Origin of the sequence: Prauserella endophytica (assembly GCF_005146945.1) — a bacterium.
GTDB classification, from domain to species: domain Bacteria; phylum Actinomycetota; class Actinomycetes; order Mycobacteriales; family Pseudonocardiaceae; genus Prauserella_A; species Prauserella_A endophytica.
In genome coordinates, this window is the sequence record NZ_SWMS01000003.1 from 99,028 (window position 1) to 112,984 (window position 13,957).

General features: G+C 71.4%; 14 protein-coding genes. 4 read left to right on the forward strand and 10 right to left on the reverse strand.

Going from position 1 to position 13,957, the window contains the following annotated elements; translation table 11 throughout:
• Positions 1 to 3 precede the first annotated feature (3 nt).
• On the forward strand, positions 4 to 402 hold the full coding sequence (locus FCN18_RS07575; protein WP_228713736.1) for a lipopolysaccharide assembly protein LapA domain-containing protein: 399 nt from the start codon (positions 4 to 6) through the stop codon (positions 400 to 402).
• A gap of 122 nt (positions 403 to 524) precedes the next feature.
• Here FCN18_RS07575 and FCN18_RS07580 read toward each other — a convergent pair whose 3' ends face one another.
• Genes FCN18_RS07580 through FCN18_RS07605 form a run of 6 tightly spaced genes read right to left on the reverse strand, consistent with a single transcriptional unit; the run spans position 525 to position 7,570 of the window.
• Positions 525 to 1,586: an LLM class flavin-dependent oxidoreductase gene (locus FCN18_RS07580; RefSeq protein WP_137094099.1), complete on the reverse strand. Its 1,062-nt coding sequence runs from the start codon at positions 1,584 to 1,586 to the stop codon at positions 525 to 527.
• 21 nt (positions 1,587 to 1,607) lie between these two features.
• Positions 1,608 to 3,044: a gamma-aminobutyraldehyde dehydrogenase gene (locus FCN18_RS07585; RefSeq protein WP_112269300.1), complete on the reverse strand. Its 1,437-nt coding sequence runs from the start codon at positions 3,042 to 3,044 to the stop codon at positions 1,608 to 1,610.
• Entirely contained in the window at positions 3,041 to 4,534 is a 1,494-nt protein-coding gene (locus tag FCN18_RS07590) for an APC family permease (protein ID WP_112269301.1), read from the reverse strand. Before FCN18_RS07590 ends, FCN18_RS07585 begins: the two co-directional genes overlap by 4 nt.
• Positions 4,531 to 4,803, reverse strand: a complete 273-nt coding sequence (locus FCN18_RS07595) for a hypothetical protein (protein ID WP_112269302.1) — start codon at positions 4,801 to 4,803, stop codon at positions 4,531 to 4,533. Before FCN18_RS07595 ends, FCN18_RS07590 begins: the two co-directional genes overlap by 4 nt.
• Positions 4,800 to 6,314: an FAD-binding oxidoreductase gene (locus FCN18_RS07600; RefSeq protein WP_137094101.1), complete on the reverse strand. Its 1,515-nt coding sequence runs from the start codon at positions 6,312 to 6,314 to the stop codon at positions 4,800 to 4,802. The genes FCN18_RS07595 and FCN18_RS07600 overlap by 4 nt, the downstream gene beginning before the upstream one ends.
• On the reverse strand, positions 6,311 to 7,570 hold the full coding sequence (locus FCN18_RS07605; RefSeq protein WP_137094103.1) for a (Fe-S)-binding protein: 1,260 nt from the start codon (positions 7,568 to 7,570) through the stop codon (positions 6,311 to 6,313). The genes FCN18_RS07600 and FCN18_RS07605 overlap by 4 nt, the downstream gene beginning before the upstream one ends.
• A 174-nt stretch (positions 7,571 to 7,744) precedes the next feature.
• Between FCN18_RS07605 and FCN18_RS07610 the strand changes: the two genes are divergently transcribed.
• The 3 genes from FCN18_RS07610 to FCN18_RS07620 all read left to right on the forward strand — a co-directional run bounded on the left by FCN18_RS07610 (position 7,745) and on the right by FCN18_RS07620 (position 9,746).
• Positions 7,745 to 8,494, forward strand: coding sequence for a FadR/GntR family transcriptional regulator (locus FCN18_RS07610; protein ID WP_228713738.1), 750 nt, complete (start codon positions 7,745 to 7,747; stop codon positions 8,492 to 8,494).
• Between the two features lie 52 nt (positions 8,495 to 8,546).
• Positions 8,547 to 9,278, forward strand: a complete 732-nt coding sequence (locus FCN18_RS07615) for a cache domain-containing protein (RefSeq protein ID WP_112269305.1) — start codon at positions 8,547 to 8,549, stop codon at positions 9,276 to 9,278.
• Positions 9,279 to 9,365: 87 nt separating this feature from the next.
• A complete protein-coding gene (locus FCN18_RS07620) occupies positions 9,366 to 9,746 on the forward strand; it encodes a VOC family protein (RefSeq protein ID WP_170200520.1) in 381 nt (126 codons plus the stop codon).
• On the opposite strand, the gene FCN18_RS07625 is transcribed toward FCN18_RS07620, so the two are convergent.
• The 4 genes from FCN18_RS07625 to FCN18_RS07640 form a co-directional block, all read right to left on the reverse strand.
• The gene (locus FCN18_RS07625; protein WP_113642179.1) at positions 9,733 to 10,227 is read right to left on the reverse strand and encodes an NADPH-dependent FMN reductase; all 495 of its coding nucleotides are present in this window, start codon (positions 10,225 to 10,227) and stop codon (positions 9,733 to 9,735) included. The genes FCN18_RS07620 and FCN18_RS07625 overlap by 14 nt on opposite strands.
• A 98-nt stretch (positions 10,228 to 10,325) precedes the next feature.
• Positions 10,326 to 11,369, reverse strand: a complete 1,044-nt coding sequence (locus FCN18_RS07630) for a DUF2235 domain-containing protein (RefSeq protein WP_112269310.1) — start codon at positions 11,367 to 11,369, stop codon at positions 10,326 to 10,328.
• Positions 11,370 to 11,657: 288 nt separating this feature from the next.
• On the reverse strand, positions 11,658 to 12,593 hold the full coding sequence (locus tag FCN18_RS07635; protein WP_137094107.1) for a hypothetical protein: 936 nt from the start codon (positions 12,591 to 12,593) through the stop codon (positions 11,658 to 11,660).
• Between the two features lie 163 nt (positions 12,594 to 12,756).
• Complete coding sequence (locus FCN18_RS07640; protein WP_137094109.1) at positions 12,757 to 13,881, reverse strand: hypothetical protein; 1,125 nt, start codon at positions 13,879 to 13,881, stop codon at positions 12,757 to 12,759.
• Positions 13,882 to 13,957 lie beyond the last annotated feature (76 nt).

A 13,957-nucleotide genomic window follows, 5' to 3' on the forward strand; every position in this document is an offset into this window, starting at 1 on the left:
GGGGTGAGCACCTCAGCGGGCGCCGGCCGCGAGGAAGAGCCGCCGGCCAACCAGGGCAGTACGGACGTACCAGGAGGGCCCTCGCCCAACGCGCAGGGCGAGGGGGTGACGGGTCCGCAGGCCAGGCCTGAGCCTGTGGTCAAGCGCACCCGGATCAGTGCCGCGTGGGTAGCCGCGATCGTCGGCGTCCTGGTGCTGATCCTGTTGCTGATCTTCATCCTGCAGAACCAGGCCTCCGCGACGGTGAACTTCCTCTGGATGTCCGGCTCGCTCCCGGTGGGCGTGGGGGTGCTGCTGGCCGCGGTCGGCGGCGCCCTGCTCGTCGCACTGCTGGGCGCCGCCAGGATCCTCCAGCTGCGGCACCGCTTCCGGAAGGCCAACGGCGGCCGTCACCAAGCCTGACCGACGCGCCCCAAGGCCACCTTTGTTGCTCCCACCCGTCTCCCACCGCCACCCAAACGGAGGCGCTGCGCGCCGCGGTGTTCGGGCCACGCAACAAAGGTGGCCTTGGGGGCACGATGCCGTCAGGCGGGCTGGGCGGCGAAGGCGGGCATGATCTCGTCGTGGACGAGACGGAGCTGTTCGCGCATCGTCGCCACGCCGGGCAGTTCCATGCCCGAGAACGCCTTCACCAGTGCGGCGTCGGTGATCGCCAGGATGAGGTGGTTGACACCGGCCGACGTGATCTGGGACTTGATCTTGTCGGCACACTCCTCGGGTGTGCCCGCCACCGAGAGCCGGTCGGCCAGCTCCGGCGAGGTCAGCTCGAACGCGCGGTCCACCCTGCCCTCGCCGACGGCGGCGATGATGTCGGTCAGCTCGGCCGGGTCGACGTCGTTGCGCTCCAGCTGCTCGACCGGCATCGACGACGCGTACAACCCCACCATCGCGCGCGCCGCGTCCTTGGCCGCCCGCGAGTCAGGGCCGGTGGCGAACACGATCCACGCGCCCAGGTCCAGCGAGGCGGCGTCGCGGCCCGCCCGCTCGGCCCCGGCACGGACGTTGTCCACCATGTACTCGTACGCGCGCTTGGTGTAGCTCAGCGCGTGATGGACGCCGTCGGAGATCTCACCCGCGGTCTGGAACGACTTCGGGCCGCGCATGGCGCCGAGCTTCACCGGCACCCGCTCCTGCACCGGGCGGGCGAAGCTGAACAGGCCACTGTAGGAGTAGAACTCGCCGTCGTAGGTGATCGCGCCCTCGTCGAGCAGCGTGCGCACGACGTGGTGGGCCTCCTTCATCCGGGTCAGGGGCTTCGTCTTGACCCAGTCGATGCCGTACTGCGCGAGCAGGCCGAAGTTGCCCGATCCGAGCACGCATTCGGCGCGGCCTCCCGTCAGCTCGTCGAGCGTCGCCGTGGCCTGGGCGATCAGCGACGGCTCGCGCAGCGTCACCGCCGAGAGGCTCGGCCCGAACCGGATGTTCTTCGTCTTGTCGGCCGCCGCCGCGAACAGCAGCCACAGGTCCTTGTGCCACGTCTCGTCCGCGGCGTAGCAGGCGTAGAACCCGAGCTCGTCGGCGAGCTTGATGGACTCGATCGTGTCGTCGAGGGGATAGTCGGGCAGCATCACGTAACTGAATCGCATTGTCTCCCACCTTCGCGGACGTCAGACGTCTAAATTGGACATCACGTGCTTGACCCTCGTGTAGTCCTCGAGGCCGTACATGGACAGGTCCTTGCCGTACCCCGAGTGCTTGAACCCGCCGTGTGGCATCTCCGCGACCAGCGGGATGTGCGTGTTGATCCAGACACAGCCGAAGTCGAGCCCCTTCGACATCCGCATCGCCCTGCCGTGGTCGCGGGTCCACACCGACGACGCGAGCCCGTACTCGACGCCGTTGGCCCACCGCAGTGCCTCGTCCTCGTCGGTGAACCGCTGCACGCTGATCACCGGACCGAACACCTCCTGCTGCACCACCTCGTCGTCCTGGCGCAGCCCCGCGACGACCGTGGGCGCGTAGAAGAACCCCCGCTCGCCCACCCGCTCGCCGCCGTGGGCGACGTTCGCGTGGTCGGGCAGCCGGTCGACGAACCCGCTGACCTTCGCGAGCTGGTCGGCGTTGTTGAGCGGACCGTAGTCCACATCGGACTCCGCGCCGGTGCGCGTGCCCGCCGCCTGCTCCGCCAGCGCCGCCACCAGCTCGTCGTGCACCCTCGGCCCGGCCAGCACCCGGCTCGCGGCGGTGCAGTCCTGGCCCGCGTTGAAGTAGCCCGCCGCGGCCACGGCCTCCGCGGTGGCGGCGATGTCGGCGTCGTCGAACACGATCACCGGTGCCTTGCCACCGAGCTCGAGGTGCACCCGCTTGAGGTCTGCCGCCGCCGAGGCCGCCACCTCCCGGCCCGCGCGCACACTGCCCGTGATCGACGCCATCGCCGGAATCGGGTGAGACACCAGCCTGGCGCCGGTCTCCCGGTCGCCGCAGATCACGTTGAACACCCCCGGCGGCAGGAACTCCGCTGCCAGCTCGGCCAGGAACACCGTGCTCACCGGCGTGGTGTCGGAGGGCTTCAGCACCACGGCGTTGCCCGCCGCCAGCGCCGGCGCGAACTTCCACAGCGCCATCAGCGCCGGATAGTTCCACGGCGTCACCTGCGCGCACACGCCCACCGGCTCACGGCGGATCCACGACGTGTGCCCGCGCAGGTACTCGCCCGCCGACTTGCCCTCCAGCACCCGCGCCGCACCCGCGAAGAACCGCAGCTGGTCGAGCAGCATCGGCAGCTCCTCCTGCCGGGTCAGCTCCAGCGGCTTGCCGGTGTTCTCGCATTCCAGAGCCAGCAGCTCGTCAGCGCGCTCCTCGATCCGGTCGGCGAAGCGCGACAGCGCGAGCTGCCGCTCGGCCGGCGTCGAATCGCGCCACGTGGCGAACGCGTCGCGCGCCACGGTCAGCGCCCGGTCCACGTCCTCCCGCCCGGACACCGGCGCCGTCGCGAAGACGTCACCGGTGGTGGGATCGACCAGGTCCGCGGTCCGGCCGCTGAGCGCGTCGGCGTACTCGCCGCCGACGAAGTTCCGTACCGTGCGCACCGCAGTGCTCGTCATGTGCCCTCCCTGGAGTTCGCGACCGCGTCACCGGCGATCGCGTCGCTGTGCCGGTACGGCCGCAGCAGCACGAGGACCAGCAGGCCCGCGCCCACCACGACGACCCCGGAGAGCAGCACCAGGTAGTCGTCGTACCAGGGCGCGTCCGGCGTGCGCGGCCACACCATGTTCACGATCGCCACGACGCCGTAGAGCAGCGCCGCGACGTTGACGGGCAGGCCCCAGCGGCCCAGCGTGAAGCTGCCCGAGGGGCGCCAGCCCTTCAGCCGGGCCCGCAACGCGGCGAGCACGACCATCTGGAAGCCGAGGTAGATGCCCAGCACCGCGAAGGAGACGATCTTGGTGATCGCGTCCTCGGAGAAGCGCGACACGAGCACCACCACGGCCGGCACCACGGCGGCCACCAGCAGCGTGTACGGCGGCACGCCGCGGGCGCGGGAGAAGCGGGCGAGCACGCCGCTGCCCGGCAGCATCCGGTCCCTGGCGTAGGAGTACATCAGCCTGCTGGCCGCCGCCTGCAGGCTCAGCGCGCAGGACAGGAACGACACCAGCACGACCGCCAGCACCACCTTGGCGCCCCAGTCACCGAACGCCGTCGCCAGCACGCCGGACACCGGGTCGGTGTTCTCCCCGGAGATCACCGCGCCGAAGTCGGGCACGGAGAGCACCAAGGCGAGGCACACGAACGTGGCCGCGGCACCGCCGACGTAGATCGTCATCCGCATCGCCTTGGGAATGCGCCTGCTCGCGTCCGGCACCTCCTCGGCGACGTCGCCGCAGGCCTCGAAGCCGTAGTACTGGAAGATGCCGATCAGGCTCGCCGCAAGGAACGCCGCGAGGTACGAGCCGCCTGCCTCGGCGCCGAAGCTGTCGAACAGCACTCCGAGCCCGTGGTGCCGCTCGGAGATCAGCAGCCAGCCGCCCACCACCAGCGCGCCGAGGATCTCGGTGGTGAACCCGATCAGCGCGGCGATGCCGAGCACCTTCGTCCCGCCGAGGTTGATCGCCGTCGCGAGCACGATCATCGCCAGCGCGCAGACGATCGTGGTGTTGGTGGACACCGTGAGGTCGAGCAGCGAGGCGAGGTACGGACCCGCGCCGTAGACGACGCTCGCGATGGTGACCAGCAGCGCGATCGCGTAGACCCAGCCGGTGAGCCACGCCCACCTCGGCCCCCACAGCCTGCGGGCCCACGGGTAGATCCCGCCCGCGATGGGGTACTGCGAGACGACCTCGCCGAACACCAGTGCCACCAGTAGCTGCCCCAGCCCGACGATGAGCAGGCTCCAGATCATCGGCGGCCCGCCGACCGCGAGCGACACCGCGAACAGGGTGTAGATGCCGACGACGGGGGACAGGTAGGTGAACCCGAGCGAGAAGTTCGCCCACAGGCTCATGTCCCTGCGGAACTCCGACGTGTAGCCCAGCGCGGCGAGCTGCTGGGCGTCGCTGGAGACGTCGGTCCCCGAGCCGGTGGGGGTGGTCGTCATCGGCCACCGTCCCCGGCGTCGAGCTCGTCGAGCAGCTCCTGCCCGGAGACGACCTCGGTCGCCCAGTGCCGGTGCATCCACTCGAGGTGGTCTCCGCGACTCGCGGCGATACGCAATGTGTCCCAGTTGGGGAACAGCTGCTGGGCCACGTGGACCGTCATCAGCTTGGGGTCCACCTCGAAGATGTGCTCGAAGCGCTCCACCGCGACGTCGGTGACCTGCCGGGCGGGGGGAGGCGTGTGCTGCTCGTCGTACCGGTAGGCGCTCACGGTGCCTCCTCGTACGCGCGCTGGAGCCCGTACTTGCCCGGGTTCATGATGTTGTTGGGATCCAGGGCCTTCTTCACCTGGAGCATCACGTCGTAGCCGCCGCCGAGCTCCAGCGGCACGAGGTCGACCTCGCCCTCGCGGCAGGAGCCGTGGCACGCGCTGATGGAGCCGCCGTGGTTCAGCGCCACCGCGGCGATGTCACGTTTGGCGTCCACCCACGCCGCCCACGCGGCGTCGTCCAGCTCCTGCTCCCAGATGCCGACGTCGATCTCGGTGAGGTAGTCGACGCCCGTGTCGGCGCTGGTGTAGAAGAACATGCCCCAGTCGTCGAAGATCGGGTGCTTGTCCCGCAGCCGCGCGACGATCGCGTGCCACTCCCGCCGCACCGCGGGCAGGTTCGTGTAGTTGACCGCCGCGTCCTCGCAGTGCCAGCTCATCGGCGCCACCTGCCCGGCGAGGGTCCGCCCGTGCAGCGGTGTGGCGTACCGGTCGTGCCGCGCGGCCCAGTCGCCGTGGGAGATCTCGTCGCCGAGGTAGCGGGCCCCGGCGTCGCGGGCGATCCGCAGCAGCCGCCTGCCACCCGCGCGGACCTCGTCGTCGTTGCCGTACGCCACGGCGCACACGAGCGCGCGAACGTCGGCGGGCTGCGGGATGTAGGCCTCGTCGTCGCGGCGCAGATAGTCCACTTTCCACTCGTCGAACAGCACCGCGCCCGCGAACGTGGCCACGCCCGCCCTCGCCAGCTCGCCAACGCAGCGGTAGGCGGAGTCGAAGTCGGAGAAGGCCCAGAACGGCGAGAACTCCGCCTCCGGTTTGGGATAGAGCTTGAGCGTGGCCTCGGTGGCGATGCCGAGCGTGCCCTGGTGGCCCATGAACAGGTGCTTGAGCTGGTAGCCGCTGGAGCTCTTCGACACCTTGCGCCCACCGCCGTCGCCGACGCGGATCAGCTTTCCGGTCGGCAGCACCAGTTCGAAGCTCAGCACCAGGTCCCTGGTGTGCCCGAAGCGGGAGCCGACGAGCGACCAGCCGCTGGTGCCGATCCGGCCGCCCACGAGCGAGCACGGGTACGACGCGGGATCGTCCGGGTAGATCAGGCCGTGCGTGCCGAGCACCTCGTTGAGCTTCAGCATGTTGATGCCCGTGCCGACCGTGCACGTGCGGTTGTCGAGGTCGATCTCCTTGATGTCGTTCATCCGCTTGACGTCCACGACGATGCCGCGGCGTTCCGGCACGGCGCCGTCGGTGAGCCCGGTGCCGCCGTCGCGCGGCACGATCGGGATGCGGTGTGCGTTGGCGATGCGCACCACCTCGGCGACCTCCTCGGCGGAGCCGGGCATCACCACGAGGTCCGGCACCCGCTCACGCCAGCGGTGCACCGGGAACGGAGCGGGCACGCGGGCCCGGTTGTAGCGCGCGGTCTTCGACGTCAGCACGTACTCGCCGCCGAGCGCGTCGGTCAGCTCGGCCAGCACGCGGTCGGACAGCTGAGGTGCGGTTCCGGTGATCGTCATCGTCCAGTGCTCCCGCCCACCTCGATGCCCACCGACTCGGCGAGCAGCTCGTGGATGTCCACGACGTCGATCGCGCGCGCCTCGCCTGCCTCCGACAGCGGCCGCTCCGACCACGGGCACGCCGACACGAGCGTGTCCACGTCGAGCTGGGCGGCCTTGTCGAGGCGCGAGGCGCTGATCCGCGCGGTCAGCTCCGGTTTCTCGACCGGAAGGCCACCGCCCCCGCCGGAGCAGTACGACCACTGCGTCACCCGGTCGACGTCGTGGAAGGTCAGCCCGGGGATCGCGCGCAGGATCTGCCTCGGCTCCTGCCAGATGCCCTTGCGCTTGTTGAGGCGGCACGGATCGTGGTAGGTGATCGTGCGCTCGATCGGCACCGTCGGTGTCAGCCTGCCCTCGGCGAGGAACCGGGCCAGGAGCTCCACCACGAGCACGATCTCGATGTCGTAGTCGTCGCCGAAGTAGGCCGGGTAGTCCTCGGTGAAGGTGATGTAGTCGTGCGGGTCGAGCACGAGCACCCGCTTGACGCCCGAGGCCCGCCAGTCTGCGAGGTTGTGCTCGGCGAAGCGCCGGGACTGGTCGCGGTAGCCCATTTCCGCGGCGGGCCCGCCGCAGCACCACTGCTCGCGCATCAGGCCGAACTCGTAACCGGCGCGCTGGAGCAGCTGGGCGACCGCGCGCGGCACCGAGGTGCGGTAGAACGCGGCCTCGCAGTCGACGAAGAGGATCGTCTCGCCGCCGATGGGAATGTCGAGGCCCTCGGCCCAGTCCCGCACGTGGTCCTGGCTCACCGGCACCTCGCCCAGTACCGGCTCGTGCGTGCGCTCGTCGGTCAGTTCGTTCCAGCGCCGGTAGCCGGGCTGGTGCACGCCGTTGTCGACGGCGAGCGCGCGCATCTGCTTCACCAGATCGACGGTGCGGGTGCGGAAGCGGTAGAAGTCCCCGGTGAACAGGGTGTTGGGGCAGCGCAGCTCGCACGCGCCGCACTGGGTGCAGTTGACGTAGTCCTCGGCGACGTCCTCGACGGTCAGCTCGCCCTGCTCCATCGCGACGACGTTGGCGTGGAAGGCGGTCGGGGTCCACGACTCGTTGCGGGTGACCTGCATGACCGGGCAGACCTCGCGGCAGAACTTGTGGCCGGAGGAGAAGCAGTTGTACGCGGCGTTGCGCCAGTCGGCGAGGAACTCCATGGTCACCGGCTCGTGGCCGTTGCCACCGCTCTCGCCTGCTGACGTGGTGGGTTCGGTGTCTGTCATCGGTTGCGGCTCCACTCGGCGGCAGTCGGTTCGGGTTCGCACGTCGACGATGCTGGTAGCTCAGGTGACCGCGATCACAGTAGACTAAAAATATGACTTCATATTTCAAATGGCAAGGGCTGGGCCGAAGATCCGGTTAAGCTCGGGACCGCAGTGCGGGGAGGAGATCCAACGGTGACCGACGCCGATGTCTCGCGTGCCGCTCGCCATGTCGTGTTCGCCCCGTTGCGCGACGGCGGAAGGGTGGAGGTGGTCGCGCGGCGGATCAGCGAGGCCATCGGGCTCGGCCTGATCGCCGACGGCGAGCAGTTGCCGAGCGAGCTGGAACTGGCAGGCGCCCTGGCCGTGTCGACGGTGACCCTGCGGGAGGCGCTCGCCTTGCTGCGGCAGCGCGGGCTCGTCGAGACGCGGCGGGGCAGGGGCGGCGGCTCGTTCGTCCGCGCACCGGTGGACGCCTCGGTCGAGCGGCTGCGCACGGTGCTGCGCGAGACCGGAGTGCACGAGCTGCGCGAGATCGGCGACCACCTGCTGGCCGTCACCGCCACCGCCGCCCGGCTCGCCGCCGAACGGGCCTCCGACGACCACATCGCGCGGCTGGCCGATCTGGTCGATCAGCTCGAGGCCGCCGAGACGGTGGGGGAGCGACGCAGGGCCGACGGGCTGTTCCACATCGAGATCGCCGCCGCCGCGCAGTCGACGCGGCTGACGCGCCAGGAGATCGACCTGCAGGGCGAGATCGGCGAGCTGCTCTGGATCCCGTTCGGTGAGGCCATCGAACGCGACCAGCGGGTCGCCCAGCACCGCGCGCTGATCGCCGCGATCGCCGACGGGGACGGCGACCTGGCTCGGAGACTCACCGAGGAGAACGTCGAACTGGCCATTTCGCGGCTGATCGAGTTCCATCTACAACTTACCCAGCGTTAGCCCTAACCTGGGTGGGCAGACAGGCACACCCGCCGCCGACCGTGGAGCAGCCGTGCAGGAAGCCAGCCCGTACGCCGGTGAGGCCGCCACCACGGTGGAGGCTCTGCTCCGGGAGACCTTCGCGGGCATCGACGCGCTGCGCGAGCTCGCCGTCGGCGTGCACCGCGACGCGCACGCGCGGGGCCGCGCTCCCACCACGGCGGACCTCGAGGCGATCCGGCCCACCGTGCTGCGCCACCTCGAGTCCGCGGACATGCTCGCCGGAACGGGCGTCATCGCCGCGCCCGGCACCCTCGCCGACCGGCCCCGCTGGCTGGAGTGGTGGCGGCGCTCGCCGGCGGGCGGCAGCCCCCGGCCGCTGGCCGTCGACCTCGATCCCGGCAACATCGGCAGCTACGAGTACCCCGTGGCGCCGTGGTTCGACGTGCCGTGCCGGACAGGGCGCCGCGTGGTGGTGGGGCCCTACGTCGACTACGCGGGCACCGACGAGTACATCCTCACCTTCGCCGCCCCGGTCACGAGCGAGGCCGGCTTCTTCGGGGTCGCCGCCGCGGACATCAGGGCCACCGACATCGAGCGGGCGACGCTGCCGATGCTCAACGCCGAAGGCCCGGCCAGCCTGCTCGTGAACGCGAGCGGCCGCGTGATCGCGTCGAACACCCCGGCCACGATCGTGGGCTCCATCGTGCGGCGGGGTCACGGCGAGCGGCGGGAGCTGACCCACGGTGACGACTGGGCGGACTGCGCCGGGCTGCCCTGGTTCCTGGTGCGGGCCACGGAGTAGCCGGGAATTGTCGGGGCCGGACCCTACCGCGCGATGGCGGAGGCGGTACTGCCCGTGCTCCGGTGAGCCGGTGTCAGGATGTGCCGCGTGACTAGCCGAATCGCCGCCCTCGCAATCGATGCCGTCAACCCTCGGGTTGTCGCGGAGTTCTGGTGCGCCGCTCTCGGGTGGACCGTGGTCGGCACCGACCCCGATGGGCTCACCATCGGGCCGGCCGACGGCGCGTGGCCCACGATCGACGTGTTCGCCGTCCCCGAGCGCAAGAGCGTCAAGAACCGCCTGCACCTGGACCTGCGTGCCGATGGCGGCAGTACTGCCGACGAGCTGCGGCGGTTGCTGGACCTGGGTGCGCGCCGGGTCGACGTCGGGCAGGGGCCCGACGTCAGCTGGGTGGTGCTCGCCGACCCCGAGGGCAACGAGTTCTGTCTGCTCTCCCGCACCGTGCAGGAAGTGCTCAGCGCCCCGTGAGCGCGGCGACGGTCGGCGCCCAGCGCTGCGCGTAGCCGGTGAGCACGGAGTCCTCGGTGTAGGTGGAGTCGACGAGGTAGAGGCCGGGCAGCGCGCACGTGCCGCCCAGCTCGCTCAGCACGGGCTTGAGGAGCAGGTCCGGCGCCAGCGCGTGGCCGGGTCCCGCGCCGAGCATGAGCGGCACCGACACCACGCCCCGCAGGCCGGTGCCGCCGGCGAACTGGTCGAGGAACAGTTTGAGCAGTCCCGTGTAGGTGGCCTTGAACGTGGGGCTCGCGAAGATCGCCAGTGACGACGCCCGCACGGTCTCGACTGCCGCCGTGACCGTCTCGTCGCCCCAGCCGAGGAGACCGGGGCCGAGCTCGACGACATCGATGACATGGTCGGCGGGGCGGCCGGTGAGCGCCTCGGCGAGGCGCTCACCCGCGTCGAGCGTGCGGGAGGCCGGCTTCGGGTTGCCCGCGACGACGGTGGTGGTCACATCCGCTCCTCGAGTCGATCCGTTGCAGCGCCGCCATGATCACACGAGTGAGTGGGAGAGGGGATACCGGCTGTTGCTGTGCCGGGGTTCGCGCTGCCTCAGACCTCGATCACCCGCCCTCCGGCGTCGCCGAGGTAGGAGACGAGGTTGCGCGGTGCGTACGGGGGCCGCATGTGCTCGTGCCGGAACACCGCGGAGGAGGCGGCGTACTCGCCCGCCCGGTCGGTGACGCCGATCCGCCGCTCGTCCCGGCCGAGGACGCGGGTGATCGTGCGCCACGTGTCGTGCAGCGTGCCGCATTCGTCGGGCCGGGGCATGCGGGCGAACGCGTCAGGTTCCAGGCCGAGCCCGCAGTCCCGCGCGCGGCCGGCGAGCCAGCGGAGCGCGATGCCCGCGAGCGCGGTGTCGGAGTGTCCGCCGCCGACGTCGGCGTGGTCTCCGGCGAACCACACCTGCTCGCGCCGCTGCCCGTCGGCGGAGCGGGACGCCTGCCAGACCGCGGGTGTGAACGAGCGCCGGTGCTCGTCGACGGCCAGCGCCTGGAACGCCGCACGCACGGTGTGGCTCAGCGTCGTGTCGTGGAACTGCCAACGCTGGTTGAACCGGTGGATGAGCCGCCCGCCGCTGAGCGGGATGCCCAGCGCGCCGACGGTGTCCCACACCCCGAGGAACCTGACGGATGTCTGTTCCTCGTGTGCGAAGCTCGCGCGGAACCGGATCGCGCGTTCCCTGCCCGGCGCGCTGGCGCGGTCCCGGTCGCGGTAGAGCTCGTATGCTTCGCCCAGCCGATCCGCGTGCTGTGGCCGCAGGATCCCGCAGTTGACGATGAAGCCGACCGTGCTGCGCGCGGTGTAGGCGCCCCGGCTGAAGCCGAAGAAGAACAGTTCGTCGCCGGGTTCGTAGTGGTGGACCAGGAACTCGTACGCCGCCTTGACGTTGGCGGAGAGGCCGTAGCCGAACGCCCCTCCGAGCACCCGCTGCCACGGTTTCGTGCCGACGCCTTCGACGTAGCGGCACTGTTGCTTGACCCCGTCCTCACCGGCGGGGGCGATGAAGGCCTTGAGCCTGGCCACGTTCGACGGACTGCGCTGGGTGAGGGTGTTCCAGGTGCCGTCGCAGAGCACCACGAGCCGTTTGGACATGCTGCCTCCCCGGTGAGGTTCGACAGCAGGATGCGACCGCGCGGACGCGGGGGGTAGAGGCTTACGACCCCTAGCGGCGCTGCACGGCGACACCGGCGCTACCGCCGCCCGGCCGAGCAGGCCGGTACCGCGGGACCACGCGGTCCGCATTGGACGGCACGGTCGTCACGCGGGCGAGCTCACCGCGGCGTGGACGGAAAGGGGCCGCGACCCCGCGCGGGTCAACGGGGCCGGACTCGCGCTCGGCACCCGCGCGAGGTCGTCGTCCCTCCATGGTGCGCCGCCGGTCTAGCCGGTGCGCCTGCCCAGCGTGACGGACTCAGCCAGTGGCCTGGCGGGAATGCCGGCCATGGCGCGGCCGCCGGGGCGGAGCGCGCCGAGGATCCAGAGCCTGCCCGCCGACGCGACATCGGCGACGAGATCCGGCGAGACGCTCGCGAAGGTCACCAGCCGTTCGGTCCCGTCGGGCAGCCGGACCCGGCCCTCCGCGTACGCCGACAGGTGGCCGTTGGGCGCGATGTCCCCGTCGATCGTCGCGGGCAGCGGAGTCCAGGTGAGTGCCCGGCCTGCCCGCCCCACGCGAACGAAATCCGTGAGATGCGCACCCGCCGAGATCCCGGCCAGCCCGGCGAGCGCCAGCGCTGCCGCGAGCACCCACGCGTGCCGGTCCAGATCGGCGGTGCGCAGCAGCACGGGCAGATGGGACTGCGTGAGCCAGGCGCGTACGAGCAACCACGACACGGAGAAGATCGCCGTGGTGCGCCGCCGGGACCGCACGTGTGCCTGGAGAACAGCGTCGTCGCAGGGAGCGGACGGCCCGTGTGCAAGCGCAGCGACGGGGCGGGCGCGGTGTGGTGGCCGGTTGTGGACCCGCGCGACGCGCAGGACGGCCGAACCCGGCGACGCGGCGAGCGCCAGACCGCGCCGTCCGGGGCCGACCAGCCACAGCCGTGGATCGGTCCTGAGCTGGGCCCGCGCCCCGGCGCCGAGCCAGACCACCACCCAGCGTTCGTCCGGCGCGTCGGCGATGCGCAGTGCCACCGACAGGGTGCTGTACCGCAGCCCGCCTTCCGGGGCGGTCACGTACCGGCCGGGCTCGTCGAGGAGCGCCTTCGCGGGCGCGAGGTTGACGACCCAGGCGATCAGGTTGTACAGCCAGAGCGGCCCGAGTGTCGCGATGAGCAACATGGGCGCGGCGAGCCCGGAGTGCCCGTCGTCGACCACCAGCAGGACGATGCCACGACCGCGCCGGCCAGATGGGAGACCAGTGTCCGGCGCGCCATGCCACGCCAGTTGGTGAACACCGGCGCCAGCAGCGGTTCGTCCCGCGTCGGCCGGTCGCCGAGGGGAGAGAACGGCCGTGGCCGGTAGTCCGCGACGGGCTCGTTCACGTGGCGCTGGGAGCTTTCGCGCGCCTGCCCAGGATCACGGCGTCGAGTACGGGCTGACCGGGAATACCGGCCAGTGCCGCGCCGCCCGCACCCGGCGCGCCGATGACCCACAGCTGCCGCGAACACCGGACGTTCGCGACGAGCTCGGGGGAAACCCGCCGCAGTCGCAGCGTGCGCTGACTGCCGTCTGGCATCCAGATCCGTCCCGTGGCGTCCATCCGCAGCACGGACCGGAAGCGGATGTCGTCGTCGAGCACGGCGGGCAGCGGGGTCCAGGTGAGAGCGTGCGCTGCCCTGGAGAGGCGCGGCAGCCCGGGCAGGAGCGTGGTGGCGACGCTCAGCAGCAGTACCACGACCAGTGCCAGGATGGGGACGTCCACCCCGCCCGCGGCCTGGGCCGACTGCAGCAGCCAGCCGGCCGAGACCGCGCCCGCGACGGTGCCGAGCACCGACCATCGGCGAACCGAGCGCACGTGGGCGCCGAGCACCGGATCGTCGCAGGGCGCCGAGATGCCCTGCGGTACCGGCTGCGGCGGTCGCGACCGGCGAGGTGGTGCCGTGGTGATGCACGCGGGCCGCAGCAGCGCTGCGCCGGGCAGCGCCACCAGCGCCCTGCCCTTCCGGTCGGGTCCCGCCACCCACAGGCGCGGTTCGGCGAGCACCTGCGTGCGCAGTCCGGCGGGCAGGACCATCCTGAGCCACTGCTCTTCCGGCGCTCCGGCGATGCGCATCGCCACTCGCAGCCTCGTGACGCGCAGCCCGGCAGGTGTCCCGGTCACCTCCCGGACCGGTTGCGTCGAAAGCTTCTTCACCGCGCGCCAGGGGAACCGCAGCCACAGCACGAGGTTGTACAGCCCGCCAAAGCAGAAGAAGGCGGTGCCGAGCACGGGCAGTGCGACAGGGACGCGCGGGTCACCGAGCACGAGACCCGCTGCGAAGGGCACAGTCAGCAGGGGATACAGGAAGAGGCCTGGCCGAGTCTTGCGCCACACCCGGAGCAGGGGCGGGCCGAGCAGCGGCTCGTCGCGTGCGGGCCGGTCGCCGAGCGGCCGGGCCCGAAGCGGGGTCAGCGGCCCCGCGCCGGCGGTGGCGGGCCGGTCGCCGTCGATGATCTCTGTCATGGTCGACCGAGAACCTACCCGGGGCGGCCGACCGTGGCGGCGTGCCGTGACGCAACCGTGACGGCGGCGGATCCGA